The organism is Cellulomonas sp. NPDC089187 (assembly GCF_040685135.1).
Taxonomy (GTDB): Bacteria; Actinomycetota; Actinomycetes; order Actinomycetales; family Cellulomonadaceae; genus Cellulomonas.
The window spans coordinates 287,768-314,615 of record NZ_JBFBHI010000001.1; the positions used below are offsets into that span (position 1 = coordinate 287,768).

The 26,848-nt window shown below is 71.0% G+C and carries 25 protein-coding genes; 8 read left to right on the forward strand and 17 right to left on the reverse strand.

Going from position 1 to position 26,848, the window contains the following annotated elements; translation table 11 throughout:
- Nucleotides 1–47: 47 nt before the first annotated feature.
- The 5 genes from AB0N78_RS01365 to nirB are packed head-to-tail and all read right to left on the reverse strand — an operon-like array spanning nt 48 to nt 5,599.
- Nucleotides 48–698 (reverse strand): helix-turn-helix domain-containing protein, encoded by a 651-nt coding sequence (locus tag AB0N78_RS01365; protein WP_363384833.1) that lies wholly within the window; start codon nt 696–698, stop codon nt 48–50.
- 41 nt (nt 699–739) lie between these two features.
- Nucleotides 740–1,420 (reverse strand): CbiX/SirB N-terminal domain-containing protein, encoded by a 681-nt coding sequence (locus tag AB0N78_RS01370; protein ID WP_363384836.1) that lies wholly within the window; start codon nt 1,418–1,420, stop codon nt 740–742.
- On the reverse strand, nt 1,417–2,679 hold the full coding sequence (cobA, locus tag AB0N78_RS01375; protein WP_363384838.1) for a uroporphyrinogen-III C-methyltransferase: 1,263 nt from the start codon (nt 2,677–2,679) through the stop codon (nt 1,417–1,419). Before cobA ends, AB0N78_RS01370 begins: the two co-directional genes overlap by 4 nt.
- On the reverse strand, nt 2,673–3,020 hold the full coding sequence (gene nirD, locus AB0N78_RS01380) for a nitrite reductase small subunit NirD (protein WP_363384841.1): 348 nt from the start codon (nt 3,018–3,020) through the stop codon (nt 2,673–2,675). Before nirD ends, cobA begins: the two co-directional genes overlap by 7 nt.
- Entirely contained in the window at nt 3,017–5,599 is a 2,583-nt protein-coding gene (gene nirB, locus AB0N78_RS01385; protein ID WP_363384844.1) for a nitrite reductase large subunit NirB, read from the reverse strand. Before nirB ends, nirD begins: the two co-directional genes overlap by 4 nt.
- A gap of 118 nt (nt 5,600–5,717) precedes the next feature.
- Between nirB and AB0N78_RS01390 the strand changes: the two genes are divergently transcribed.
- Complete coding sequence (locus tag AB0N78_RS01390) at nt 5,718–6,167, forward strand: ATP-binding protein (protein ID WP_363384847.1); 450 nt, start codon at nt 5,718–5,720, stop codon at nt 6,165–6,167.
- A gap of 248 nt (nt 6,168–6,415) precedes the next feature.
- On the opposite strand, the gene AB0N78_RS01395 is transcribed toward AB0N78_RS01390, so the two are convergent.
- A complete protein-coding gene (locus AB0N78_RS01395; protein ID WP_363384850.1) occupies nt 6,416–7,168 on the reverse strand; it encodes an EI24 domain-containing protein in 753 nt (250 codons plus the stop codon).
- Nucleotides 7,169–7,234: 66 nt separating this feature from the next.
- Here AB0N78_RS01395 and AB0N78_RS01400 point away from each other — a divergent pair, with 66 nt between their 5' ends.
- A complete protein-coding gene (locus AB0N78_RS01400) occupies nt 7,235–7,726 on the forward strand; it encodes a DinB family protein (RefSeq protein ID WP_363384852.1) in 492 nt (163 codons plus the stop codon).
- Here AB0N78_RS01400 and AB0N78_RS01405 read toward each other — a convergent pair.
- Nucleotides 7,713–8,351, reverse strand: a complete 639-nt coding sequence (locus AB0N78_RS01405) for a GNAT family N-acetyltransferase (RefSeq protein ID WP_363384855.1) — start codon at nt 8,349–8,351, stop codon at nt 7,713–7,715. The genes AB0N78_RS01400 and AB0N78_RS01405 overlap by 14 nt on opposite strands.
- A gap of 37 nt (nt 8,352–8,388) precedes the next feature.
- Between AB0N78_RS01405 and AB0N78_RS01410 the strand changes: the two genes are divergently transcribed.
- The 6 genes from AB0N78_RS01410 (at nt 8,389) to AB0N78_RS01435 (ending at nt 14,989) form a co-directional block, all read left to right on the forward strand.
- Nucleotides 8,389–8,724, forward strand: a complete 336-nt coding sequence (locus AB0N78_RS01410) for a metalloregulator ArsR/SmtB family transcription factor (RefSeq protein ID WP_363384858.1) — start codon at nt 8,389–8,391, stop codon at nt 8,722–8,724.
- Complete coding sequence (locus tag AB0N78_RS01415) at nt 8,721–9,626, forward strand: cation diffusion facilitator family transporter (RefSeq protein ID WP_363384860.1); 906 nt, start codon at nt 8,721–8,723, stop codon at nt 9,624–9,626. The genes AB0N78_RS01410 and AB0N78_RS01415 overlap by 4 nt, the downstream gene beginning before the upstream one ends.
- A gap of 145 nt (nt 9,627–9,771) precedes the next feature.
- The gene (locus AB0N78_RS01420) at nt 9,772–10,479 is read left to right on the forward strand and encodes an alpha/beta hydrolase (RefSeq protein ID WP_363384863.1); all 708 of its coding nucleotides are present in this window, start codon (nt 9,772–9,774) and stop codon (nt 10,477–10,479) included.
- A 93-nt stretch (nt 10,480–10,572) separates the two neighbouring features.
- The gene (locus tag AB0N78_RS01425; RefSeq protein ID WP_363384866.1) at nt 10,573–13,347 is read left to right on the forward strand and encodes an Ig-like domain-containing protein; all 2,775 of its coding nucleotides are present in this window, start codon (nt 10,573–10,575) and stop codon (nt 13,345–13,347) included.
- A gap of 76 nt (nt 13,348–13,423) precedes the next feature.
- Complete coding sequence (locus AB0N78_RS01430) at nt 13,424–14,515, forward strand: glutamate--cysteine ligase (RefSeq protein WP_363384868.1); 1,092 nt, start codon at nt 13,424–13,426, stop codon at nt 14,513–14,515.
- Between the two features lie 129 nt (nt 14,516–14,644).
- Complete coding sequence (locus AB0N78_RS01435; RefSeq protein WP_363384871.1) at nt 14,645–14,989, forward strand: RNA polymerase-binding protein RbpA; 345 nt, start codon at nt 14,645–14,647, stop codon at nt 14,987–14,989.
- 62 nt (nt 14,990–15,051) lie between these two features.
- Here AB0N78_RS01435 and AB0N78_RS01440 read toward each other — a convergent pair whose 3' ends face one another.
- From AB0N78_RS01440 to AB0N78_RS01485, 10 genes are all read right to left on the reverse strand, one after another.
- Nucleotides 15,052–15,792: a polyprenol monophosphomannose synthase gene (locus tag AB0N78_RS01440; RefSeq protein WP_363386205.1), complete on the reverse strand. Its 741-nt coding sequence runs from the start codon at nt 15,790–15,792 to the stop codon at nt 15,052–15,054.
- A 26-nt stretch (nt 15,793–15,818) separates the two neighbouring features.
- Nucleotides 15,819–17,387 (reverse strand): apolipoprotein N-acyltransferase, encoded by a 1,569-nt coding sequence (gene lnt / locus AB0N78_RS01445; RefSeq protein ID WP_363384873.1) that lies wholly within the window; start codon nt 17,385–17,387, stop codon nt 15,819–15,821.
- 330 nt (nt 17,388–17,717) lie between these two features.
- Entirely contained in the window at nt 17,718–19,478 is a 1,761-nt protein-coding gene (locus tag AB0N78_RS01450) for an amidohydrolase family protein (protein ID WP_363384875.1), read from the reverse strand.
- A 25-nt stretch (nt 19,479–19,503) separates the two neighbouring features.
- On the reverse strand, nt 19,504–22,347 hold the full coding sequence (locus tag AB0N78_RS01455) for a DEAD/DEAH box helicase (RefSeq protein ID WP_363384877.1): 2,844 nt from the start codon (nt 22,345–22,347) through the stop codon (nt 19,504–19,506).
- A gap of 63 nt (nt 22,348–22,410) precedes the next feature.
- A complete protein-coding gene (locus AB0N78_RS01460; RefSeq protein ID WP_363384879.1) occupies nt 22,411–23,322 on the reverse strand; it encodes a diacylglycerol kinase family protein in 912 nt (303 codons plus the stop codon).
- Nucleotides 23,319–24,080: a twin-arginine translocase subunit TatC gene (gene tatC, locus AB0N78_RS01465; RefSeq protein ID WP_363386207.1), complete on the reverse strand. Its 762-nt coding sequence runs from the start codon at nt 24,078–24,080 to the stop codon at nt 23,319–23,321. The genes AB0N78_RS01460 and tatC overlap by 4 nt, the downstream gene beginning before the upstream one ends.
- Nucleotides 24,081–24,125: 45 nt before the next feature.
- Nucleotides 24,126–24,404: a Sec-independent protein translocase subunit TatA gene (gene tatA / locus AB0N78_RS01470; RefSeq protein ID WP_363384885.1), complete on the reverse strand. Its 279-nt coding sequence runs from the start codon at nt 24,402–24,404 to the stop codon at nt 24,126–24,128.
- A gap of 95 nt (nt 24,405–24,499) precedes the next feature.
- The gene (locus AB0N78_RS01475) at nt 24,500–24,835 is read right to left on the reverse strand and encodes a hypothetical protein (RefSeq protein ID WP_363384888.1); all 336 of its coding nucleotides are present in this window, start codon (nt 24,833–24,835) and stop codon (nt 24,500–24,502) included.
- Complete coding sequence (locus AB0N78_RS01480) at nt 24,832–25,818, reverse strand: WYL domain-containing protein (RefSeq protein WP_363384891.1); 987 nt, start codon at nt 25,816–25,818, stop codon at nt 24,832–24,834. Before AB0N78_RS01480 ends, AB0N78_RS01475 begins: the two co-directional genes overlap by 4 nt.
- Entirely contained in the window at nt 25,811–26,839 is a 1,029-nt protein-coding gene (locus AB0N78_RS01485) for a WYL domain-containing protein (protein WP_363384894.1), read from the reverse strand. Before AB0N78_RS01485 ends, AB0N78_RS01480 begins: the two co-directional genes overlap by 8 nt.
- Between the last annotated feature and the right edge of the window lie 9 nt (nt 26,840–26,848).

Sequence of the window (26,848 nt, forward strand, 5' to 3'; positions counted from 1 at the left end):
CGGGCTGGTCGTGTACGCCCTGGTCGGTGGCCTCCGATGACCCGCGCTCAGCCGTCCTGACCCCGCGCATCGAGGCGGAGCACGCAGTACCCCGGTCCGGCGAAGGGCAGCAGCGCCTCGGCACGCACCGGCCCACCGATCCGACGCAGCAGGCCGCGCGCCATCCCCAGGTGCACCCCGCACACCACATCCATGCGCTCGCGGGCCAGCTCCCGGATCGGGCAGCGGCGCAGTCGAAGCCCTTCCTCGGTGACCTCCGGATCGAATCCCATGCTGGCGAAGTGCTGCCAGAGCGCCGCCATCTGCTCCTCGGGCCCGCCGTCCCCGACCGCGTCCCCGACCGCGTCGCCGACCAGATCCTGCCCGGCCTGTTCGGCGGCGACCCCGGGTTCCGACAGCGCACGCCCGTAGCCGGACAGCAGGGCACGGGAGAGCTCGTCCCGCATATCCGAGGCGACGACCGCGGCATACAGCCGCCGGGGTCGACCGCGGGTGGTGCGAGTCTCGGTGGAGCGGAGCACCAGCCCGGCACCGACCAGGACGTCCAGGTGTTCACGGGCGGTGTTGACGTGCAGACCCACCGCCTGGGCGACCTCATCCACGGTCAGTGGAGCCGGTGCGGCCGTCAGCGTCCGCAGGATCGCGGCCCGGCTCGGCGCGGCGAGCACCCGCTGGCTGGTCGCCTCCTCGATCGTCACCGCGTCATCCTCCTGCGCGCCCCGGCACCGGACCGTGACCTTCAGCCCAGAAGCGCGTGGTCGAAGCGGTCGAGCGCGATCTGTGCCAACACCGGGTCCGGACCGAGCGGCGCGGTGACCAGATCGGCCCCGGCACGGTCGAGCGCGGAGTGGAAGTGCCCGGGGGCGAGCAGGTACGAGGCCACCACGACCCGCGCCGCACCCGCCTCCCGGGCGGTCTGGACGGCCTCGGGCACCGATGGTTGCGCGGCCGCACCGAAGGCGACCTCGACCGGGCCGTCCCACCGGGCGCGCAGGGCGGCCAGCACCTCACGCACGGCGGTGGCGGCGGCAGGGTCCGAGGATCCGGCGGCTGCGAGCACAACGTGGTCGGCGCCGTCGGCCCCGGCCTCCCGCAGCCGACGCACCAGCAGGTCGGCCAGCCGAGGGTCGGGGCCGAGCGGATCGGCGGCCCGGGATGGACGGTCGGCCACTGCGGCACCGATGTCATAGCGCACATGCACACCGGTCGACAGCAACAGTGGCACCACCACCGACGGCACCCGCTCCGGCACCACCGTGGCCACGGCGGGTTCCTGGACGTCGACATAGGCCTCGTGCACGGTCAGTTCGGGGCGCAGACGGCGCAGATCGGCGACCAGCGCAGCGATCACCTGCTGACCCTGCACGCTGCGGGTGCCGTGCGCGCAGGCCACCAACTGCGTGGTCGAGGCGGCGCTCATGCGTCCACCCCGCGACGGCGGCTCGGTGCCTCGACCGCGCGACCCGGATGCGTCGGATCGAGAAAGCCCTCCCGGGTGACCTGCCCGAGCAGTACCACTGCGGGCGATCCCACCCCGGCGGCGGCGCAGCGGGCGACGAGTTCACCCAGCGGCGCGTGGATCACCCGTTCCTGGTCGGTGGTGGCACTGGCGACCACCGCGGCGGGCAGCATGCGGTCGATCCCGGCATCGGTCAGCTGGGAGACCAGGCGGGCGAGGCCGGCCATCCCCATCAGGATCGCCACCGTGACCGCCGGATCGCGCATCGCAGCCAGGTCGAGATCGGTGAATCGCCCGTGTCCATTCACCACATGCAGACGGTCGGCGGTGCCGCGGTGGGTCACCGGGATGCCGGCCACGTCCGCCGCCGCCACCGCCGAGGTCACCCCGGGCACCACCCGCACCGGGATGCCGGCCGCACGGCAGGCGAGCACCTCCTCACCGCCACGACCGAAGAGGAAGGGATCGCCGCCCTTGAGCCGCGCCACCCGGCGACCGGCGCCGGCATGTTCGATCAGCAGATCGTGGATCTCCACCTGGGTGGCCTTGTGCGCACCGAGCGCCTTGCCGACCGGGATCACCAGCACGTCCTCGCGCAGCTCCGTCAGCACACCGGTCGGGCCGAGGCGGTCGGTGATCACCACATCGGCCTGGGCCAGCAGTGTGCGGGCGCGCACCGTCATCAGCGCGGGATCTCCCGGGCCGCCGCCGAGCAGCACCACCTCACCGGGTGCCAGCACATCGGCGGTGGACACGGAGCGGGACGGGCGCAGGTCCACCCGCCCGTGCAGCACCTGATCGGCCAGCTGATCACGCACGGTCGCCGCCCGGGCGGGGTCGGCAGCATCGACCGACAGCACGCCCAGACTCACGCCGCCCGCGGTGACGACGGCCGGGGTCCGGGCGCTGCCGAGCTCGGCGGCGGAGGCGACCACGCAGAACACCCGACGGGTCTGCGCCCATCCGGCGATCTCGGCGTCGACGGTGCCGGTGCAGGCATGCACCAGCCACGTCCCCTCCAGGTCGGACTCGACCACCGGTCGTTGCTCCCAGACCAGCGACCCGGCGGCGGCCAGGACGGCGACCTCCTCATGCGCCTGCGGGGCGACCACCCGAACCCGGGCACCCTCATCGATGGCAGCCCGGGCACGACGCGCCGCCACCGATCCCCCACCGACGACCAGGACGTCCCGACCGGCCAGATCCAGCCCGATCAGCACGGTCCGACCTCCACCAGCACATTCCCGTCGACCACCTGCACCGGGTAGGCGCGCAGGTCGACCGGCTCCTTGCCCACCGGGTCCAGGCAGCGCCCGGTGCTCAAGTCCCAGACCTGCTTGTACATCGGCGAGGAGACGATGGGCACACCGTCCGCGTCGCCGACGATGCCCCGGCTGAGCACATTCGCTCCGGAGAACGGGTCGCGCTGCTGCACGGCGAGCACCCGGTCGTCGGACAGCCGGAACAGCGCGATCCGGTGTTCACCGACCAGGGCGCCGACGCCACGCTCGGGCACCAGGTCGTCCAGTGCGCACACGCGCACGGTCTCGACGGTGTTCATCGGGTGACCTCCAAGGTGCGGGCGATGCGCAGGTCCGGGTGGCCCTGCTCGCCGGGTCGGGCCGGACGGGCCTGGCCGCGCTCGGCCACATAGGCCAGATCCGGGTCGGAGGCCTCCGGGTCGTTGACATAGGGGGTGAAGCGGCGCAGCTTCTCCGGGTCGTCCAGCGTGGTGCGCCACTCGTCCTGGTAGGCCGACACGTGCTGCTCCATCTCGGCCTCCAACTGGGAGCCCATCCCCTGGGAGTCCTCGACCACGACCCGGCGCAGCTCCTCGATCCCGCCGGGGAACGCCGCCACCCACGGGGCGGTGCGCTGCAAGCGGTCGGCGCTGCGCACGTAGAGCCCCAGGAACCGGTCGATCACCTGGATCAAACGCGTGTCATCCAGGTCCTCGGCCAGCAGATCGGCGTGCCGGGGCGTAAAGCCACCGTTGCCACCGACGTAGACGTTCCAGCCTTTCTCCGTCGCGATCACCCCGACGTCCTTGCCACGGGCTTCCGCGCACTCGCGTGCGCAGCCCGAGACGCCGATCTTGAGCTTGTGCGGGGTGCGCAGACCCCGGTACCGCAGCTCGATCCGGATCGCCATGCTGGAGGAGTCCTGCACACCGAACCGGCACCAGGTCGCCCCGACGCAGGTCTTCACTGCACGCAGCGACTTGCCGTAGGCCTGCCCGGACTCGAATCCGGCGTCGACCAGTCGCCGCCAGATCGCCGGGAGCTGGTCCTGCCGGGCACCGAAGAGCGCGATCCGTTGCGCACCGGTGATCCGGGTGAACAGCCCGAAGTCCGCCGCCACCTCGGCCAGCGCGGCGAGCTTCTCCGGGGTGACTTCGCCACCGGGCATCCGGGGCACCACCGAGTAGGTGCCGTCCTTCTGCATATTCGCCAGCAGATGGTCGTTGGTGTCCTGCAGGGCTGCCTGGTCCGGCTGGAGCACGTGCCCGATGCCCAGGGAGGACAGAATCGAGGCGACCACCGGGCGGCAGATCGAGCAGCCCCGGCCCTGACCGTGTGCGGCCACCACCTCGGAGAAGGTCCGCAGCCCGCCGTCCCGCACCAGGGCGTACAGCGCCGCGCGGGACATGCTGAAGTGCTCGCACATGGCGGTGGAGACCGCGATGCCCGCCTGCTCCAGCGTCCGGTTGACCACAGTGGTCAGCAACGGGACGCAGGAACCGCAGACCGTCCCAGCCCGAGTGCAGGTCTTGACCTCACCCACACTGGTGCAGCCGTGCTCAGTGACCGCCGAGCGGACGGTGCCCGCGGTGACATTCGAGCAGGAGCACAGCACCACGTCATCCGGCACGTCGGTCTGCACCGGTGCACCACCCCCGGCCGGAGCCAGGAACGCGCTGGGGTCCGCGCCGAGCGGACGACCGAGCATCGGACGCAGCGAGGAGTACAGCTCGATGTCGCCAACGAACACCCCGCCGAGCAGGATCTGCGCGTCGTCGGAGACCACCAGCTTGCGATAGGTCTTGGCGAAGGGGTCCGCGAAGGTGACCTCCAGGGCCCCGGGCGTCAGCGCGAGCACATCGCCGAAGCTGGCCGCCTCGACGCCCACACCCTTGAGCTTGGTGCCGTCCGCTGCGCGGGTGTACACCGCGTCGCCGCCGCACAGCCGGTCGACCACCACATCGGCCATCGCATTGCCCGGTGCGATCAAGCCGGGGCACTCCCCGTCGTGGCTGGCGCACTCGCCCACCGCCCAGACGGCCGGGTCCGAGCTGCGGCAGGAGGGGCCGACCACCACACCGCCGCGCTCGGCGATGGCCAGGCCGGCCGCCCGAGCCAGTCCGTCACGGGGTCGGATGCCAGTGGAGTAGATCACCACATCGGCATCCAGCACCTCGCCGGTGGACAGCTCCAGCCCGGCCACCGTGCCGTCAGCGCCGGGCAGCACCCGCTGGGCACCGGCCGAGGCGCGCACCTGCATGCCCATGTCCTCGATCAGCACCCGCAGGGCCTCACCGCCACCGGCGTCCAGCTGCACCGCCATCAACCGGTCCGCGAACTCCACCACGGTGGTGTCCACACCCAGTCCGAGCAGCGCTGCCCCGGCCTCCAGCCCGAGCACCCCGCCGCCGACCACAGCTCCGCGCAGGGGCCGACCGAGTGCCGCCGCGCGCTCGGTCACCCAGCCGCGCAGGTCCGCGACATCGGCCAGCGTCCGGTAGACCAGCACCCCGGGCAGGTCGACACCCTCGGTCCGCGGCACCCAGGCGCGCGACCCCGTGGCCAACACCAGGTTGTCGTAGGCCTGCACCCGACCGGAGTCGGTGGTGACAGTCTGCGCGGCCAGATCCAGATCGGCGACCCGATCCCCAGTGACCAGCTCGATCCGCGGGTGATCCCAGACGCTCGGGTCCAGCACCAGATCCGCGGCCGTACGCCCGGCGAACACCTCGGACAGATGCACCCGGTCGTAGGGCAGCTCCGGCTCCTCGCCGATCACGGTCAGCTGCCAGTCCCCCGCGTCCGTCCGCGCGGCGAGCTGCTCGGCGACCCGGTGGGCCACCATCCCACCGCCGACCACTACGACCCGACCGGGCGAATTCTGCTTCACAAGCGCCATGCGCAGAATTTTCACCGGCGACTGCCGTGCATATTGGGTCGAACGGCCCACGTCAGCACCCCAGGACGATGCGGGTTCGGGATGCGCAACCGACGATGACGCCCGACAGTGGGACACCATGACCCTGGACCAGATCGACGATGGCCTACGGGCCGCCCGCCCGCCCCAGCGGTTCCGACCGGTGCGCGAGTGGGTGTTGCAGGACGTCGAGCATCTGAGTCGGGTCCGACACGAGTTGCTGGCCGAGATCACCGCCCGCGGTGCCGCCCCGCAGGACGGGTTGGACGCCGTACCCGAGCGGATGATCCTGGTCGCCTCCGAGCTGGCCACCAATGCGTTGGTGCACGGCCTGCCACCCACCCGGGTCCAGCTGCTGTCCGATGGGAACGAGTATCTGCTCGACGTCGCCGACCACGACGTCGACTCGACCCCGGCTCTGGCCGGGACCCGGGCACCCGGAGCCGGCGGGTTCGGACTCCAGATCGCCCGGCGACTGTCCCAGGATGTCGGGTGGTACGTCGACGGGACGGCCAAACACGTCTGGGCACGCTTCCCGGCTCAACACTGAGGGGCGAGCCACCCCATCGCGACTCCGCCCTGCTGAACCCCCGATCGTCGATCACCTGAACTGACCGTGGATGAGGGGCCGATCACGCAGACCGAGCAGGGCTGGACCTCCACCGCGGCCGGGCAAGCCTCCGCCTCCTGGTCACAGAGCAGCCTCACGGGGACAGCACCGAGCAGCCCGGCTCCACCACTGAACCGCAACCTGCAGCCTCGCTCAGCGACGCTCATCGCCAGGTGGCGCGGACCGGCTCACCCCTCGTTCGCAACCCGCGGGGGCGGCCCTGCCAACACCGATTGCGCCAGCAGCGTGGAACCCACGATGGCGGCCGGCATGGTCGCCATCGCACCGCCCGGCACCAGAAAGCAGAGCTGCGTCGCCGCACCGAAGCCGAGCACCCGGCCCCGATGTGCGCGAAGCAACCGATTGCGGGCCGCTCGGTCCAGACCGCGTGCGACCAGGGCCCGCGCCGTCAGTTCATGGGCCAGCAACCAGCCGGTCAGCAGCACACCGGTGCACCATCCGAGCGGTGCGCCGATCACGGGAACCACCCCGACGACCCCGGCAATCACCGCGACGACCAGACCGCGCACCAGCAGGGCGATGCCGTCAGCAGCACCGCGCCAGAACCCGGTGGATCCCTCCGGCACGCTGCCGGTGGTGTCCCGCTCGACCGCGCGCCAGATCCGGTCGTAGAACGGCTCGCCGACCGCCAAGGTCACGGCAGTGAAGGTGATGACCACCAGCACCAGCGCGGCGGCCACCACCACAGCCTGCGCTCCGAGTTCTGCCGCCCGCTGCCATCCGGAGCTCCACTCGTCCGCGAAGGGCGTCAACCAGTCGCCGAGGTCACCCAGGTGCAGCACCAGCGTGATTACTGCGGCGAGCATCACCAGGGCGACCAGGACGGCCGGGATCAGTCCCCGAGCCATCACGCCGGGCCGGCGACGCCACCAGCCCCACCCCCGGCCGAGCAGACGGACACCGTCGAGCAGGTCGTTCACACCGGTCAGCCTATCGAGGGCTCGTGGCTGAGGCGGATGTCACACCCCGGTCCTAGCGTGCCTGTCATGACCGAGCGACCCGATACCCGCGTGCATGGCGGCGAGCGTGAGCTGATCGATCTCTTCTTGGACTACCAGCGCGCCACGGTGGTCCTCAAGGCTGAGGGACTCTCCGACGCGGAGGGCGCACGTCGGCTGCTGCCCTCAGCCACCACGGTGACCGGCATGCTGCGCCATCTGGCCGATGTCGAGCGCAGTTGGGTGTTGGAGATGTTCGCCGGGCTGCCCTACGACCGGCGGTACGGCAGCGATGAGGACCCGGACGGCGAGTGGCGGGTGTCCACCTCGGACTCTCTGGCCGAGGCGATCGAGGACTATCGGGCCGCCTGTGCCGAGAGTCGCCGGACCCTGGCCGGTCGCGAGCTGACCGAGACCTGTGTGGCAGGGCCGCCTGCGCAGCTGCGCTGGGTGCTGTTGCACCTGATCGAGGAGACTGCGCGGCATGCGGGTCAGCTGGATGTGATCCGGGAGCAGCTGGACGGGGTCACCGGGGAGTGACCGGCGCGCGCCACATGCCCTCCGGTGGGATCTGGTCGCCGGGCAGCCCCACCACCGGACCACGCGACTCGAAGCCCAGCCGCTCGTACATCCGACGCGACCCCGGGGTGGTGGCCTCGAGGTACGCGGCCGCGCCGTCGGCGTCGAGTCGCGCCAGGCGATGGCCGAGCAGCGCCGATCCGACCCCCTCACCCCGAGCGCGGTCGGAGACCACGACGTCGGAGAGATACCAGTGTGGATCGCCGGGCTGGGCGACACCGAAGGCAGCCTCCATCCGGCTCCATGATCGGGCACCGCGCCAGCCCAACGCCCGGATCACGCGCAGCGCCAGGCCCAGCGGGGTGCGACCGTCGTGCGCGCCGGGCGCGTGCCAGATCGCGACGCCGACGATCTCGCCGTCGTTCGGCCCCTCGTCCTGTGGCGACCTGCGGGCCAGATCCACCACCCGACCGGGTTCACGGTGGCTCAGCCAAGCTCGATAGAACGCACGCAACCGCCGCTGACGCTCCTGCGTCGTGCCCGGAAGGACCGCGGTGATCAGCGGATCGACCGCGAAGCCCTCGGCGAGCAGCGCGGCCACCGCTGCCACATCGTCCGGTCCGGTCGGTGCGCTGATCGAGACCATGCTTCCCAGGCTAGCCAGCACCGGCTAGCATCGCCCTATGGCGATAACATCGGAACACAACGAAGTAGTGCTCGCGGCCGTGTTTCGCGCGCTCGCCGAACCCGCGCGGCTGACCATCCTGCGGCACCTATTTACTGGTGAGCACGCCGTGCGCGAGCTCACTGACCACCTGGGGCTCGCCCAGAGCACGGTGTCGGCGCATCTCGCCTGCCTGCGGGACTGCGGACTGGTCACGGTACGCAGCGTGGGCAGGTCATCGCGGTACTCCTTGGCCGACCCGATGCGGCTGGCCGGAGTTCTGGCCGGCACCGAAGAGCTGGTTCGTGGCCCCGCGGCCGACACCGCGACCTGCGCACTGGTGGACCAGACATGAGCCACGACCACGCGGTTCCGGACGACCGGCGGCGGCTGACCATCGCCTTCGCCATGACCACCACCGTGCTCGTGGCACAGGCGGTCGGTGCCGTGCTCACCGGATCACTGGCGCTGTTGGTCGACACCGCCCACATGCTCACCGACACCGCCGGTCTCGCGATGGCCCTGTTCGCCGCGCATCTGGTCCGGCGACCTGCCACCGCGCGCCGCACCTGGGGTCTACGACGGGCCGAAGTCCTCGCCGCTTTGGCTCAGTCGGCGGTCTTGCTCGGCGTCGGGATCTTCGTCGTCGTCGAGGCGGTACGACGCCTCACCGCGCCCCCGGAGATTCCCTCCACCGAGCTGGTGATCTTCGGTGTGATCGGCCTGGTGGCGAATCTGGCATCCCTCGCTGTGCTCTCCGGACGCCGAGGATCCTCCTTCAATCTGCGCGCCGCGTTCCTGGAAGTGCTCAACGACGCACTCGGATCTGTCGGCGTCATCGTGGCGGCTCTCGTCATCGCCACCACCGGATGGCAGCAGGCAGACGCGGTGGCAGGGCTGGTGATCGGCGTGCTGATCGTCCCCCGGGCGGCGCGCCTGCTCCGAGAGACCGGCTCTGTCCTCCTGGAGTCCACCCCACCCGGGCTCGACCTGGACGCGGTACGCCGACACTTGGAGGAGATCGAGCACGTGCGCGGTGTGCACGACTTGCATGCGTCGCTGATCGCCACCGGCCTGCCGATCATCACCGCCCACGTAGTGGTGGACGACGAGTGCTTCACCGACGGGCACACGGCGGGCATCCTCGACCGGTTGCAGGAATGCGTGGCCGAGCACTTCCCGGTGTCCGTGGCGCATTCGACCTTCCAGATCGAGCCGATGGCGCACCAGGGCCACGAGCACGTCCAACACAGCTGAGCGGGCACTGGAGCGGGAGCAACCTTCGGGCCGGTTGGAACGTGTGAGGGGTATGGACGACGCGGCATCCACGGGAGACCTGGTGGTCGACCGGGTGTTCTCTGAACCCGCGCCGATCTCCCACCGCCGTCCTACTGTGACCCCCATGACGCCCACACCCCTTGTCCTGGTCCCCGGCTTCTGGCTCGGTGCGTGGGCGTGGCAGGAGGTCGCCGACCGGCTGCGCGCCGACGGACACCGGGTGATCACGGTGACTCTGCCCGGTCTGGAACCTGACCATCCAGACCGGGGTTCCGTCACCCTGGCCGATCACGTGGACGCCGTGGTCGCGGCGATGGAGTCGGCGGGTGAACCCGTGGTGTTGGCGGTGCACTCCGGTGCGGGTGTGCCGGGCTACGCCGCCACCGACCGGTGCCCGGAGCTGGTGGCCCATGCGGTCTACGTCGACTCGGGCCCGGGAACCGGTGCGCTGAACCCGGAGTTCAGCCTCGCGCAGATGCCGCTGCCGAGCTGGACGGAGTTGGAGGAGGACGGCAACAGTCTGGAGGGTTTGAGCCCGGAGCACCTGGCGCGGTTCCGCGAGCGGGCGGTGCCGGAGCCGGGCGGACCGGTGCGTGAGGCCCCCACGCTCACCTCGCCGGCCCGGCGGGATGTGCCGACGACCGTGTTGTGCACCTCCCTGACCAGCGAACAGATCCGTGCGGCCATCGCGGAGGGCTGGGCGTGGATCGGCGGGCTCGCCGAGCTGCGGGACATCCGCTACGTCGATCTGCCGACCGGGCACTGGCCGATGTGGTCGCGTCCGGCGGAGGTGGCTGAGCTCCTGGGCCGGATCGCCGACAACCCGGCCTGATCGACCACCGTGGGCTCCAGCAACCCAGCTGCACACGCTAAAGTCGGAAATGTCACACTAAATCGCTTGTGACGTCGCTGACCCGGGAGAACCATGCGCCAGTCCGCTGACCATCCGCCTCGACTGCTGGCTGGACTTGCCGGCAGCGCGCTACTCGGGGCGCTGGTCGTCGCCGGTGTGAGCGCCGTGGCCACGCCCGCTGTCGCCGCACCACTGGACGACTGCGCCGTACCCGACGTCACGCTCACCGCCGCGACCACCGGCAACAACCCGATCACGGTCAACCCCGGGCAGGTGGTCGCACTCACTGGCGGCACCTTCAACGGCGGCATCAACCAGCTGCCGGCCAGGGGCACCCTGTGCGTCACCCCCGGGGCCACCCTCGCGCCGAGCTACCTGAACAACGCACAGGGGGCGATCGCGGTGGCACCGGGCGGGGTGCTGAACGCCCCGAACCTCGCGGTGGCCGCCGGGTTCGAGCTCGACAACGCCGGAACGACGACCTTCCTGGGCCTCGCGGTGAACGGCAACGCCGAGCTGGTCAATCGTGAGGACGCCAGCCTGACCATCACCGGCGGCTTCTCCCCCGCCGCCGGTCACCTGGACAACGCCGGAACGATGACCATTCAAGGCTCGACGAACCTCAACGGTCAGGTGTCGTTGAGCAACTCCGGCGAGCTGATCGTGCAGGGGGCTCTGGCGGTGGACGGACGGTTCGACAACACCGGTGTGACCCGGATCGCCGGCGCGCTGACTGTCAATGGCTCGGCCGTCCTGGTGAACTCCTGTGGGATCGAGACCGGTGGCGACCTCATCAACACCGCGCGTGGGTCCTCCAATGCCGGGTTGTTGACGGTCGGTGGGACCTTCACCAACAACGGCACCTGGACCCAGTCGGCCACCGGCACCCTGACCGCCGTCAATCTGGTCGACGACCGGACCATCACCGGATTCGGCAGCTACGCATTCAGCGGCAGCACCTCGGTGCAGGGCACGTTCCGGGGCGACTCGGCGGCCGACCCGATCGTCGTCGACACCGGACAGGATCCGCCGTTCCCCGGTCAGACCGGTCAGATCGAGAATGTGATGGCCGGCACCGTCACCCCTGGCTCGGTGGACGACTATCCCGCTCCCGGGTGTTCCACGAGCGCCGACCGCGCCAGCGCCGATGTGCAGGTCACCAAGTCCGGGCCGGGGCAGATCCAGTCCGGCGACCAGCTGACGTACACCATCACGGTGCGCAACGAGGGCCCCGATGCCGCCGAGGGCGTCGCGGTGACTGACACCCTGCCCGCCGATCTGGCCGAGGTCACCGCCTCGAACGGTGGGCTGGTCACCGCCGACACCGTCACCTGGACCCTGGGGACGCTCGCTGTCGACCAGCAGGTTGTCCTCACCGTCACCGGCACGGTCATCGCCAACGGTGGGTCGCTGACCAATGTGGCCAGTTCCACCGCCACCACCCCCGACCCGAGCCCGGCCAACAACAACGGCAGCACGCAGGCGCAGCGCGTCGTGACCGTGGTCGAGGCCGCCGACCCGGCCACCCCGGACCCGCCCACCGCCGCGGATCTCACCCGCACCACCGAGGCCGGAGTGCCGTTGGTCGGGTTGGGTGCCGGAACCTCCCCGGATGGTCTGCGCCTGACCTATGAGCGGCTCACCGAGGCGACCAACGGCACCGCGGGCATGTCCGGGTCCGGCCTGTACGCCTACGTTCCTGACCCGGACTTCTCCGGGATCGACTCCTTCGAGTACCGGGTGTGCGACTCCCAAGATCCAATCCAGTGCTCGGCACCGGCCACCGTCACGATCACGGTGCTGCCTCGGGCACTCAATGACGAGGCCACCACCCGGACCGGGCAGGAGGTCACGATCCCGGTCGGGGCCAATGACACCAGCACCGCACAGATCACTCGGATCGTGACCCAGCCGTCACATGGCGGCGTGACCTCGTGGGACCCGGCGACCGGCGACCTCATCTTCAACCCGGGCGCCTACATCGGGAGCACCGAGCTGGTCTACGAGACGTGTGCCGCTGACTTTCCGACCGTGTGCGCTCAGGCCACGGTGACGATCCACGTCATCCCCGCGAACGATCCGCCGGTCGCCACACCGACCCTGCTTGAGACCACGGTCGGTGCGCCGGTCACCGGGGACCTCGAAGTGACGGACCCCGACGGCGACGACATTGCCGTCGGTGAGGTGTTCGAGCCAGCCCACGGCAGCGAGACGGTGCAGCAGCTCACCACCACGTACGTGCCGCAGCCCGGGTTCGCCGGGATCGACACCTTCTTGTACACCGCCTGCGACGACGGGGTGCCCACCCTGTGCACCACCGGCCTGGTCCGGGTGATCGTCAACCCGGTGGCGACCGATGACACCGCCAGCACGACGCCGGGTACGGCGGTGCAGATCGACGTCCTCGCCAACGACGCCGGCGAGGTCGACCCGCCGGGGATCCTGACCGAGCCCGCCAACGGGTCGGTGGTCTGGAACGGCAGCGGCTTCGTGTACACCCCGGCGGAGGGGTTCCGCGGAACGGACACCTTCACGTACACCATCTGCGCTGCGGACGAGTCCGGGATCTGCTCGACGGCGACGGTGACGGTGACCGTCGCCGAGGAACAGACTCCCCCTGGCGAACCGGGGACCGGCGGCGGCGCGGGTGGCGGAGGCACCGGCGGGAGCGATGACCCCGGTTCCGGACCGACAGTTCCGCACCAGAACGGGACCGGCTCGGGGCTCGGCGGTAGTCGGCTGGCCGTGACGGGTGCCACGACTGGTGGTGTCCTCCTGCTCGGCCTCGGACTGCTCGCTGGCGGCGTCATCCTCCGCAGGTCGACGATGCGCCACCGGCACGGGTGATCACCCCGGCTGTGCGCCCGCTCACGATCCAGCGTCTGCGCAGGACAACCCCGCGAGGTCACCCCAGAATCATCGGGTGCGCACCATCGGAGTGGAAGAAGAGTTCCTGATCGTCGGCCCGGACGGTGTTCCGCGTGCCGTCGCGGCAGCCGTGTTGCAGCACGCCTCCGCAGAGCTGTCCCAGGATGACGACACCCCGGGCGGCGCGCTGGAGAAGGAGTTCGCGCAAGAACAGGTCGAGACCTCCACCCATCCGTGCACCGACATCGACCAGCTCGTGGCCGAGGTCCGGGCAGGGCGGGCGCGGGCCGACGCCTCCGCCCAGCACACCGGCAACCACATCGTGGCGCTGGCAACCTCCCCACACGCCATTGACCCGACCGTCGTGGCCGACGCTCGCGCGCGACGGATCATGGCGCTGTTCGCCCGCACCGCACAGGACCAGTTGACCTCCGGCTGCCATGTGCACGTGTCGGTCGCGGACGATGCCGAGGGGGTGCGCGTGATCGATCATCTGCGGCCCTGGAACCCGGTGTTGCTGGCGATGAGCACCAACAGCCCGTTCTGGCACGGTGACGACTCCGGGTACCAGTCGTTCCGGTCCCAGATCTGGGGTCGCTGGCCCACCGCCGGCCCGACCGCACCCTTCGGCAACGCGGCGACCTATCACCGATCGGTGCGTGCGCTGGTCGAGTCCGGGACGATCCTGGACGACGGCATGGTCTACTTCGACGCCCGGCTGTCCGCGCGCTATCCGACAGTGGAGGTGCGGGTGGCGGATGTCTGCCTCGACCCGGAGGATGCCGCCCTGATCGGTGCGCTGGTGCGAGGACTGGCCGATACTGCGGTCACCACCGATCCCGATCCTGATCCGGCGCGCACCGAGTGGATCCGAGTGGCGGGATGGCGCGCGGCCCGCACCGGCTTGGCGGAGGATCTACTCTCCCCGCTCACCGGCCGCCCGGCCCCCGCGGGCCAGGTGATCGAGCATCTGGTGGGACACATCACACCCGCGCTGCGCGCCAACGGAGATCTGGACTGGGTCCAGGCGGCGGTGCAGCGTCTGCTCGATCGGGGCACCGGCGCTGACCAGCAACGACAGTGGCGGGATGCCGGTGCCGACGACCGGGATGTCGTGGCGCGCGCTGTGCGTTCCACCCTGTCCTGACCGGTGAACGACGATCCCCGACAGGCGTTCACCGGACCTTCACGGCAGAGTGGAACACGCGGGGCGACTCGGACGTTGAGGAGTGCGAGTAACACCTGGCTCTGCACGTCAAGGCACGGAGGTCCCACCATGTCGAACCGGTCCCTGCGCGGGATGCGCATCGGTTCCCACAGCATGGAGTCGGATGAGGGCGTCGATTTCGCTCCCCGACTCCAGGCGTACTACGACTGCCCGAATGGGCACACGATCATCCTGCCGTTCTCGGTCGAGGCCGACGTCCCGGTGGTCTGGGAGTGCCGCTGCGGCGAGGAGGCGCTGCTGCGCGACGCGTCCAAGCCGGAGCCGAAGGCCACCAAGCCCCCGCGCACGCACTGGGACATGCTCCTGGAGCGTCGCACCATCAAGGAGCTCGAGGAACTGCTGGACGAGCGCCTCGATCTGCTCCGGGCGGGCAAGCTGCGTCGCAGCGCCTGACCCGCACCAGTCCTTGACGACGGACGGGCTTCTCCCCCAGGGGAGGGGCCCGTTCGGTCGTCTCAGCGCCTGATCAACGACCGCAGCTGACGCCAGCGCTCCTGCGCACCCCACACCGTCACGCGGACCAGCGCCTCGACCACGATGTTCCGGCTCATCTTGGAACGCCCCTCGGCCCGCTCCACAAAGGTGATCGGCACCTCGGCCACCGCGCCACCGGCCTTGAGCACCCGCCACGCCATATCGATCTGGAAGCAGTACCCGTGCGAGGCGACTTCGTCCAGCGCCAATCGCCGCAGCACGTCCTGCCGGTACACCCGGAACCCGGCTGTGGCGTCCCGGACCGGCAACCCCATGGCCAACCACGCGTAGACATTCGCGCCGCGGGACAGCAGCTGACGGTGCAGCGGCCAGTTGACCACCCGTCCGCCCTTCACCCACCGCGAGCCGATCACCAGCGCGGGCTGATCGCCCGCGGCCAACCGGTCCAGCAGCCGGGGCAGATCCTCCGCACGGTGCGACCCGTCCGCGTCCATCTCCACCACCGCCGGGTAGCCCCGCTCCAGCGCCCACCGGAATCCGGCAACATAGGCCGTGCCCAACCCCTGCTTGCCACTGCGGTGCAGCACCTGGACCCGACGGCGACCGAGGTCCGCCTCCTCCTCCGCGGCGATCCGCTCGGCCAGCTGCCCGGTGCCGTCCGGCGACCCGTCATCGACCACCAGCACGTCGGCCTCGGGGACGTGGCGGCGCAGCGCGTCCAGGGTGCGCGGCAGACTGTCCCGCTCGTCGTAGGTGGGCATCACCACCAGGGGGCGTGTCTGCTGCGTCACTGTGCTCCTTCCGGCCGGTCATCGCGTCGGATTCGTGCGGCACCGACCATCCCGGCACCCGTCATGACCACCGCCAACCCTGCCACCACCCAGGCGGGCCAGGGGCCCAACCGAGTGGCCGGAGTGAGTGACTGACGCAGTGGAATGCTCGCGACCAGGTGGTCCGCGGTGAACAATGCGGTGCTCTCGGCCACCGCACCGTTCGGTGCGATCACCGCGCTGACCCCCACCGTGGACACCTGCACCGTCGCACGCCCGGACTCCACTGCCCGGAACCGGGACATCGCCAGCTGCTGGGTGGACTCCGCGGACCACCCGAAGGAGGCGTTGTTGGTCTGCACCACCAGGAACTCCGCGCCCTCGGTGACCGACTCGCGCACCAGGGCGTCGTAGGCGACCTCGAAGCAGATCACATCACCGACGGTCACAGTCCGTTCCAGACGTGGCGAGTCCAGGGACAGCACACCCGGCTCGGTGCCGGGCAGCATGTCCCGGGTGACCAGGTCCACCGCGGAGGAGAACGGCCGGACCAATTCACGGATCGGGATGTATTCGGCGAAGGGCGCCGGGTGCTGCTTGGAGTAGCGGTCCACCGGCCCGACTCCGGGCTCCCAGAGCAACGCGGTGTTGTAGCGACCGTCGCTGTCCGCCGGGTACTCGACGGTGCCGATCAGGATCGGGGCACCCGCAGCCTGAGCTGCCGCATCGATGTCGGCCCAGACCTGCGGGTCGGCCTGCGGGTCGATGTCCGTACCGTTCTCCGGCCAGAGGATCAAATCCACTCCCCCGGCACCGACCTGCTCAGTCACCGCCGCGGTACCGTCCAGATGGTTGTCCAACACCTCACGACGCTGGGCAAAGGCGTCCAGACCCGGCTGCGCCACATTGCCCTGCACCGCCGCCACCCGCAGCGTGCCGTCCTCGGCGCGGGTGTCCATCGGGACCACCAGGCCGACCATCATGACCGCGACCACCGCGCCGAGCCGGGTCAGCACCGCACCCAACGCGAATCCTCGGGCCGCCGACCAGGTCAGTGCCAGCGCGACACCAGCCCCCGCCACCAGCAGCGACACCAGCGGCGCGCCGCCGAGCCGGGCCAGGGCCAGCAGCGGTCCGTCGGCCTGGGAGAAGGCGAGCCTCCCCCACGGGAAGCCGCCGAAGGGCACCGCCGAGCGCGCCTCCTCCACCGCGACCCAGAGCACCGCGAAGACCAGCACCTGCAACCAGCCGGTGCGCCAGACCGCCTCACCGCGCCGCGCCCAGGACCAGGCTGCCCCGAATAGCGCGATGAACCCGGCTTCGGCCACAGACAGCGCGATCCAGGGGACCAGCCCGACGGCCTCGTCGGCCCAGGTGATCAGGGGCAGAAAGAACGCCACACCCCAGATCAGTCCGAGCAGGGCGTTCCATCGCGCACTGTCCCGGCGCATGGCCCAGAACAGCAGTCCGATGCCGGGAGCGGCGGCGAACCACCAGCCGATGTCCGGGAAGGCGGTCCAGGTGAGCACGCCGCCCAGCGCCGCCAGGACCGCGCTCCACCAGCGGGAGGGACCGTGAGGCTGCACGCCGCGATGCTACGGCACCGGGATGTGCGGCAGATGCCTGACCGACCGGCCCGCGTGTCCTTCGTACCGCGCAGAAGCACGTTTTCTACTGAACACGCGGGCCCGGTCGGGGCCAGAGGGGCGGTCGGTCACCTCACGACCACTGCGGAGACGCTACTAGCTGCACAGGTGGTGTCAAGGTGGGTATCACCGCCGGTGACAGACCTCCGGGCAGGTCACCTCTGGGTGAAATGTCCCGATTCCCGCGCCGTGGGCGGCGTGTCGCTCGGAGTGTCGACCCCGGGGCCCGGACAGTTCAACCAGCGTAGCCCCAGAGAATTCACAGGGCCGTCATCCGAGCGCGTCGTAGATCACCGTTCCGGACCGCACCGTGCGCCGGCAGGCCGGCAGCGGGAGCTCCGGCGAGAGGGCGGGCAGCGTCGGGTCCAGCACGACCTCGCCCGGACGACGCCACCGCGGCAGCCCGGAAGCAGACTCACCCGTGGTGCCGCCGATCCCCGTCGCGCCTACCGTACCCGTCGTGCCACCGGTGCTGACGGCAGTCGCCCGGTGCGCCCAGGCCGCGGGGTCGACCCGCCACACCGCCAGATGGGCCGGTGCACCGACCCGGAGCTCGCCAGCCAACGGATCCACCGCCTCAGCGGGCAATCCCGTACCACCCGGCCGTCGCACCCCGCCCCGTCCGGCGCCCCATCCTCCCCGAGTGTGCGCCTCGACCGCCGCCCGCACCGACAGCCGCTGCTCCGGTGTGTGGTGGCTCGCCGCAGCACGGACGGCTGCCCAGGGGTCGACCGGCGTGACCGGACTGTCCGAGCCGAAGGCCAGCGGCACCCCGGCGTCACGCAGATCAGCCAACGGGATCATCCCCGCTGCCCGCCCCGCACCGAGCCGGGCGGCGTACATCCCGTCCGCACCACCCCAGGCCGCGTCGAATCCGGGCTGCACCGAGGCGATCAGGCCGAAGAGCACCGTGGCGGCCAGCGCCGGGGCGTCCAGCATCTCCGCATGTTCGATCCGGTGTCCGGCCGCACGGATCGCCGCCAGACCCTCAACCTCGGTAGCGGCCCGCACCCCCAACAGCACCTCCGCCACCGCCCGGTCACCGATCGCGTGGAAGGCGGCCTGCGCGCCGGCACGGGTCACCGAGGCAACGTGATTGCTGATCTGCTCGGCGGTCAGCTCCAGTTCCCCGAGCGGGAAGGACCACCCGGCGGGGGCGTCCCGGTACGGCTGACGGACTGCCGCGGTCCGCGAGCCCACCGACCCGTCCACGCACAGGTCACCGCCGATCCCCACCAGACCGGGGATGTCCGCCAGCAGCTCCCGGGCGTCGTCGCTGGTGACACAGAGTTCCGCGCGATACCCGAGCACCAGCGGCATGCCGGGCTCCTGGCCGAGGCCGAGCAGGGAGCGCAGACCCGCGCGGGTGTCGGTGAACGGGGCGGAGTGCTCGTGCACAGCCACCACGCCCCGGGCGGCCGCCTGCGCCAGACCGAGCCGGTACAGCCGCTCCCGACGGCTCGGGGCCAGATCGGCCACCGCATCCTGGGCAACCTGGTGCGCCACGCCGGTGACCGACCCATCCGGCGACCATCCAGGCAGGCGGTCGAGGCCGAGCACCTGCGCGAAGGAGCTGGAGGCGACCCCGGAGTGCAGGTCCACCCGCGCCAGGTACACCGGTGCGCCACCGGCGGCGGCGTCCAACTCCTCGCGCCGTGGCGGTCGACGTTCCGGCCAGTGCTGCTCGTCCCAGCCGAACCCGGTCAGCGGCGCACCCTCGGCGGCCAGCCTGCGCCCGTGCTCGCCGGTGGCTGCGGTCCGGACCGTGGCCAGCACGGCATCCAGATCCGGTGCCGCACTCAGGTCGAGCCCGTCGGCCAGCTGCGCGGTGGACAGCACATGGGCGTGGGCATCGACGAATCCGGCCGTGACCAGATCCCCGTCCAGGTCCACCACCGTGTCCGGGGCCAAACCGTCCGCGTGGTCCTCGCCGCCGATCCAGGCGATCCGGTCGCCGTCCACCAGCAGGGCGGTGGCCCCGGGGACGGCCAGGGAGTCGATCACGCCACGGCGGTACAGGGTGCTGGTCACGAGCGGTCAGCCTAGACGGCCGGGATCAACTGCCCGTGTCGGCGATCACGCCCCGACGCACCGCCGGGATCGCCTTGCGGGCCACCGCCCGCAGACGCTCGTCCGGCGCAGCCTTGGCCACCTGGTCCAGCACGTCGACCACCTGCTTGCACCACCGGACGAAGTCCCCGGCGGCCAGATCCGACCCGCGCAGTACGGCGTCCAGACCCCGACCAGCGGCCCAGCGGTGCACCGCGGTGACGATCCCCAGATCGAGCGGCTGGGTGGAGGTCAGGCGGTGGCCCTGCTCCAGGTCGTCCAGCTCGGACCAGATCCGTACGGTGGCCTCCAGCGCGGTGCCGAGTTTGCCCTGCGGTCCGCCGGGGATCGCCGGATCGCGGTCCCGATCGTCCCGGCGCGCGGAGTAGACCACGGCGGAGACGACGGCGGCGAGTCCGGGCACATCCAGGTCGGCCCAGGCACCGCGACGCAGGCACTCGGCCAGCAACAGATCGTTCTCGGCGTAGATCCGGCGCAACCACTGGCCGTCCTCGGTGATCGTGGTCTCCTGCTCGCCGCGATCCAGGTAGCCGAGTCGGACCAGCACATCGCAGATCCGGTCGAAGACCACCGCGATGGAGCCGGTGCGCCCCTCGATCCGCTTGACCAGCGCTCGGTGCTCGCCGTCGGCCCGGTACCAGCGCTCAGCCCAGCGCGCGTGCTGCTCCCGGTCCGGGCAGGCGTGGCACGGGTGGGCGCGCAGCTCGCGACGCAGCTCGGCGATCCGCTGATCCTCGTCCACCAGCGGAGCGCCGCGGCGACCCCGCTTACCCGGGGCCGGTGCTTGCACCCGTCCCTCGTTGATTTCGGCTCGTAGCGCGGTGGCCAGGCTGCGACGCTGCGACGCGGCCCGGGGTGCCAACCCTTTCGGCACCCGAAGGTGCCCCACCGGTCGGAGCGCATCGGAGATGTCCTGGGCGGACAACCGGCGCAGCTCCCGCTCCACGGTGACCACCAGTGGCCGCGCGCCTTCGAATCCTCCGGCGTTCCCAGCCTCGACCACCACCGCGTGCATTGGCCGCCGGCCATTCGGCACCGCCACGATGTCTCCGACCCGCAGCTCGGCCAGGCTCGCCGACGCATTGCGCCGCCGATCCGCTGCGGCTGCGCGGTGCACGCCGCGTTCGGTGTCCGACAGCTCCCGCCGGATCGCCGCGTACTGCGCGAAGTCGCCCAGGTGACAGGTCATCGCCTCGGCGTAGCCACTGCGCGCCTCGGCGTGCTGCTGCGCCTGCCGCGCCAGCCCCACCACGCCCCGGTCGGCCTGGAACTGCGCGAAGGAGGTCTCCAGCACCTCACGCGCCCGCACCCGGCCCACCTGTGCGATCAGGTTCACCGCCATGTTGTACGTCGGCCGGAATGCGGACTTCAGCGGGTACAACCGCCGTGAGGCCAGTCCGGCCAACGCCATCGGGTCCAGGCCGCCGCGGCCGATCACCACCGCATGGCCCTCGGTGTCGATCCCACGGCGTCCGGCACGTCCGGTCAGCTGGGTGTACTCCCCCGGCGTCAGGTCGACATGCGCCGAGCCGTCCCACTTGACCAGCTTCTCCAGCACGACCGACCGGGCCGGCATGTTGATGCCCAGCGCCAGCGTCTCGGTGGCGAAGACGACCTTGACCAGCCCTCGGGCGAAGGCCTCCTCCACAGTCTCCTTGAAGGCGGGCAACATCCCGGCGTGGTGCGCGGCAACACCGCGGGTCAGCGCGTCGACGAACCCCCAGTACCCGACCACGTCCAGGTCCTCCGAGGCGATGGCGGCGCATCGCTCCTCGGCGATCTGGCGGATCTCGGCCTGCTCCGCCGGGGTGGTCAGGCGCACCCCACCGGCGACGCACTGGGTGACCGCGGCATCGCAACCAGCCCGACTGAAGATGAAGTCGATCACCGGCAGCAGTCCGGCCTCATCCAGCGCCTCGATCATCACTGGGCGGGAGGCCGGACGCGGGCCCATCGCCTCGCCGCCGCGCCGTCCACCCTGGCCCCCGCCCCGGCCGCGGTAGCCCCGATCGCCCGGCCCGCGACGCTTGTGCGGCGGCGGACCGTCGGCACGGGTGGCGCGGCGCAGCTCATGCCCCAGCTCGGGGTTGATCGGCGGGTTCTTGCCCGGCCGGGTCGGGTCGACATGTCCGGCGTACAGGTCGAGCAGCTTGTCCCGCACCATCACCTGCTGACCCAGCGGCACCGGACGGTGCTCGGAGACGACCACCGCGGTGTCCCCGCGCACGGTGGTCAACCAGTCGCCGAACTCCTCGGCGTTAGAGACGGTGGCGGACAGCGACACCAGCTGCACGTCGTCGGACAGGTGGATGATCACCTCCTCCCACACCGGCCCGCGGAACCGGTCGGCCAGGTAGTGCACCTCGTCCATCACCACATAGCCGAGCCCGTCCAGCGTGCGGGAGTCGGCGTAGAGCATGTTGCGCAGCACCTCGGTGGTCATCACCACCACCGGTGCCTCACCGTTGATCGTGGTGTCCCCGGTCAGCAGCCCCACCCGGTCGGCACCGTGGCGACGCACCAGATCGTGGAACTTCTGGTTCGACAGCGCCTTGATCGGCGTGGTGTAGAACGCCTTGCGCCCCTGGGCGAGGGCCAGGTGCACCGCGAACTCGCCGACCACCGTCTTGCCCGCACCGGTGGGCGCGGCGACCAACACTCCGGAGCCGCGCTCGACCGCCTCGCAGGCCTGCTCCTGAAAGTCGTCCAACGGGAAGTCCAGCTCGGCGCGGAACCGGGCGAGCTCGGAGCGTTCGGCAGCGGCCCGACGGCGGGCGGCGGTGTAGCGCTCAGCGGGTGAGAGCTCGGAATCAGGGTTGGGACGTGCCACGTCACCCAGCCTAGGTCGTGGTTCCGACACCGGCCGAGCTGATTGTCGACCAGGTGATCGGGATCAGACCAGCGCCAACACCGCGCCCGGCTCCACCACGGCCTCCAACGGCAGCGGCCCGATCCGTTCCCCGTCCGCATGGGCGTCCGGCGCTGTGGCTCCCAGTCCCGGCACCGCCTCGACCAGCAGCCGCCTGGTGCGGGTGACCTGCACATTCGGATGCTTCACATGCCGACCGGAGTACATCCCGGGGAAGATCCGCACCACCCCGGCCTTGGTGAACGGCCCGGCGATCACCACATCGAGCAGCCCGTCATCGATCAGCGCATCCGGGGCGATCTTCACCCCGCCACCGATCCACGGCCCGTTCGCGGCGACCACGACGGTGCCCGCGGACTCCCACACCCCCTCGTCGGTGGTGACCCGGTAGCCGTAGGGCCGGAACGCGCTCAGCTCGGCGACCAGCGCCCGGACATAGCGGGCAGCGCCACGGGGCCAGGTCATGGCATTCGCCCGGGCGTTCACCGCGGCGTCGACCCCGCAGCTGAGCGCCCCCAGGTACCACTCGCGTGCCGAGTGCTGCGGCGGACCGACCCGGACCGCGTCGATCGCACGCGGGTCGTCCAAGCCGTGTTCCACCGCTGCGATCTGGGCGTCCAGATCCCGCAGCGGCAGCCCCAGCGCACGGGCGACGTCATTGCCGGTTCCGGCGGACACGATGCCCAGCGGCAGTCTGGTCTCGGCCACCACCTGCGCACCCAGGTGCACCAGCCCGTCGCCGCCGACCACGACCAACGCATCCAACCCGTCCACCGCGGCCCGTCGTGCCTGTGCCGTGGCGGTGAGCAAATCGCGGGCGGTCAGGTCCTCGACCCGGTGCCCCCGGTCGCGCAGGGCGGCCAGTGCCCGCTGACCCGCCCCATTGCCTCGGCCCTTGCCCGCGACCGGGTTGACCACGACGCCCAGATGGCTCACGCCGCTTGTGCTCCTTCGACATCCTGCGCGGCGGACGCCCGCTTGGCGACCCGCCGGTCATGCAGCACACACAGTCCCAGTGCCGCGAAGTACAGCCCACAGATCGGCAGCGCCATCACGATCATCGTGATCGCATCCGGGGTGGGGGTCATCACCGCCGCAAAGACGAAGGCCAGCAGCACCGCCCAGCGCCAACCCTTGGCCCACGTGGTGGCCGGGACCAGCCCGACCAGGTTGATGCAGACCATGATCACCGGCAGCACGAACGCCAGCCCGAAGGCGAGCACAAAGCGCATCACGAAGCTGAGGTACGTCTGCGCGTCGATGAAGTTCGACGCCCCCTCCGGGGTGAAGTCGGTCAGCACCCGCACAGCGGCGGGCAGCACAAACGCCGCCAATGCGGACCCGGCGATGAACAGAGGGACAGCGGCTCCCAGAAACCCGAAGGCGGAGCGACGCTCCCGCGTGGTCAGCCCCGGCGTGATGAACGCCCACAACTGGTACAGCCACCACGGGCTGGACACCAGCGCACCGAGGAACAGCGACACCTTGAGCTGCATGTCGAACGCGCTGGCCAGTCCGGCAAAGTTCACCGACACGTTGCCGTCCCGGCCCGCCGCCGCGTCCAACAGGGGTTGCTGGAGCAGCTCAAACACCGGCTCATAGAGGAACCAGCCGACGATCGCGCCAACTGCGATGCCCGCCGCCGCCAGAAACAGCCGCTTGCGCAGCTCCACCAGGTGTTCGCGCAGGGGCATTCTGCCGTCGGGGTTCACCCGACGCTGCTTGCGTGCCACCTCGGGTCAGGAGGGGGTGTTGCTGCCGCCCGACGGCGGGTGCGTGGTGCTGCCGGGCTGCTGTACCGGCTCGGCGGGCGTGATGGGCGTGGTGGGCGCGACCGTGGGCTCGCCGGGCTTGACGGTGGTGTCCTTGTCGTCCCCGCTGAGGTCCTTGACCTCGTTCTTGAAGATCTTCAGCGACTGACCGACGCTCTTGGCCAGATCCGGGAGCCGCTTGGCCCCGAACAGCAGCACGATGACGATGACCAGCACGACGATGTGCCAGGGCTTGAGCGCGTTCATCCGTAGTTCCTGTCGCTCGAGGACGTTGCCGAACCGCGATCCTATCCGCCGGATCGCCCGGCGCACAGCATCCGTTACGTCCGGGTTCTGGCGATTCAGCGGCTCAGGGCGCGCCAGCGTCGCCGGGTCTGCTCGTCCCGCACCCGACGGACTTCCCGACGCGCCTCGATCCGTTGCCGGTTGGCCGCCCATTCCGCTCGGGCAGCCTCCCGGGTCGGCAGCCCGTCCGCGGCGGCGCGGGCCGCGCGTTCGGCCTCCTGCGCCTGCTCGGCCAGCCGACCGGTGGTCTCGGCCAGCTCCGCCATCACCTCACTGGCCCGGCTCAACTCAGCGACCAGTGCCCGGGCCTTGCGCCAGAGCGAACGGCCAAGAAAGAACGCCCCGACCAGCGTGCCGACGACCAGCACGGTCCACAGCAACCACCAGATCATCGGATCTCCTCCGGTTCGTCCATCGGACCGTAGGCGTCCAGCGCGGCCCGGGCCACCCCGGCCACCGCCGCAGCGACCGCTGGCGGACGCACCGCGATCAGATCCTCCGCCGCCCGCAGCACCAGTGCCTGCACAAAAGCCGGCTGCTCCACCAGCAGATCGACCTCGAAGGAGCCGTCCTCCAAGTTGCGGACATCCTCCACCGGCACCGTCTCCGACACCCACCGCCCGGTGGAACGCAGGTGCAGGGTCACCAGGTCACCGGTCGGGTCGGGCTGGAACTGCACGGTGGCACCGCGTCCGACCCCCGGGTGCTGCTCCGCGGGCACGTCCAGCACGGTGGCCGCAACGATCCGGTCCAGCCGGAACAGCCGCTCCCCGCCCGCGCGATGGCACCACGCCTGCAAGTAGGAGCGCTCATCGGAGGTGGTCAGCCGCAGCGGGTCGACCTCACGCTCCCCCGCTACATCGGAGGCGTTCACGTACCGGATCAGCAACCGTCGACCGGTGGCCAGCGCCTCGCGCACCGCCGCCACCACCTCGGGCCGACCGTCGACGGCCAACCGGACGTCCACCGCCTGCGCGGCCTCCCCGGTGGCATCGGTCAACTTGGCCAGCGCCGACCGCAGCACCTCGGCCTGCTCCGGGTCCAGGGTGGGGGCCAGATCGGCCACCATGGCGGTCAGCGCCGCGACCAGCGTCACCGCCTCCCGGGTGCTCAACCGCAACGGCCGGGTCATCCCCCGCGCCTCCACCAACCGGATCACGCCCCGGTCGTAGGAGTCCGCGTCGAAGTCGATCAGGTCCTCCGGGTAGTACCCCGGCGTGCCGCTCATCCACAACGTGTCGACATCGGCCATCACCTGCGCCGCCGACACCCCGAACTGCTCGGCCAGCCGGTCCACCGCCACACCCTCGTGCCGGTCCAGGTAGCCGATCATCCCGATCAGTCGCAGCAGCCGCTCGCTCGCCCGCTCAGCCATCGGTGCCCTCACTGCTGTTGTTGTCCGGGTGGTCACCGATGTCCGCCTGGCCGAGGGCAGCGGCGGTCCGAAGCAGCCGGATCACCTCGGCCCGCAACTCCGGCGGGTCCACCACCAGCACCGCGTCGCCGTAGGTGACGACCTCCTCCGCCAGCTCCCAGGTGGAGCGGTAGTGCACCCGGAACAGATCCCGATCCGGCGCCCGGGTCGGGTCCGGCGGGAGCGCCTCACCGCGGGCGCGCAGCACCTCGGCCCGCTCGGGACGCAACGCCAGCACCGCAGCCCGTTGCTGGCCGACCTCCCAGGTCCGTAGCGCCGACTCGACCAGCTCCGGCTCCGGCAGGTCGAAGGACCCCGCCGGGCCGTCGGTGCGCACGCGGCCCTCGATCCGACTGAGCCGGAAGGAGCGCGACGCCGCCCGGTCGACATCCCGGCCCACCAGAATCCAGCCACCCCGACGGGCCACCAGCCGCCACGGTTCGACCACACGCTCGCGCACCTCACCGGTGTTCGCGGCACGGTAGGTGAACCGCACCCGCTGCCGGTCCTGCACTGCGTCCAGCAGCGGGCGGAAGGCGTCACCACCGGCCCGCACCGCCGGAGCCAGGCCGGAGACCAGCTCGGTGGCCTCACCGTCGTCGCCGACCGCCCGCAGCTTGGTCAGCGCGCGGCTGGTCTCGGTGCGCACCGAGCGGTCCTGCCAGAATTCCGCGGCCAGGGACAGCGCGGCCAGCTCCCCGGAGGTCAGATCGATCGGCGGCAGCGCGTAGGCGTCCTGGTCGATCCGATAGCCGATGTCATCACCGTGACCCACCGCGGTCACCGTGCTCACCGGGATACCCAGGTCGCGCAGGGTGTCCTTGTCGCGCTCGAACATCCGCTCGAAGGCATCATCACTGGCCGCGTCGGCGTAGCCGGCCACGGTGCGGCGGATCTGCTCCTTGGTCATCCGGCCCGGGGTGTGCACCAGGGCGATGACCAGGTTGAGCAGCCGCTCGGCGGGAGGAATCTGTTCGGGCATCGCGACAAC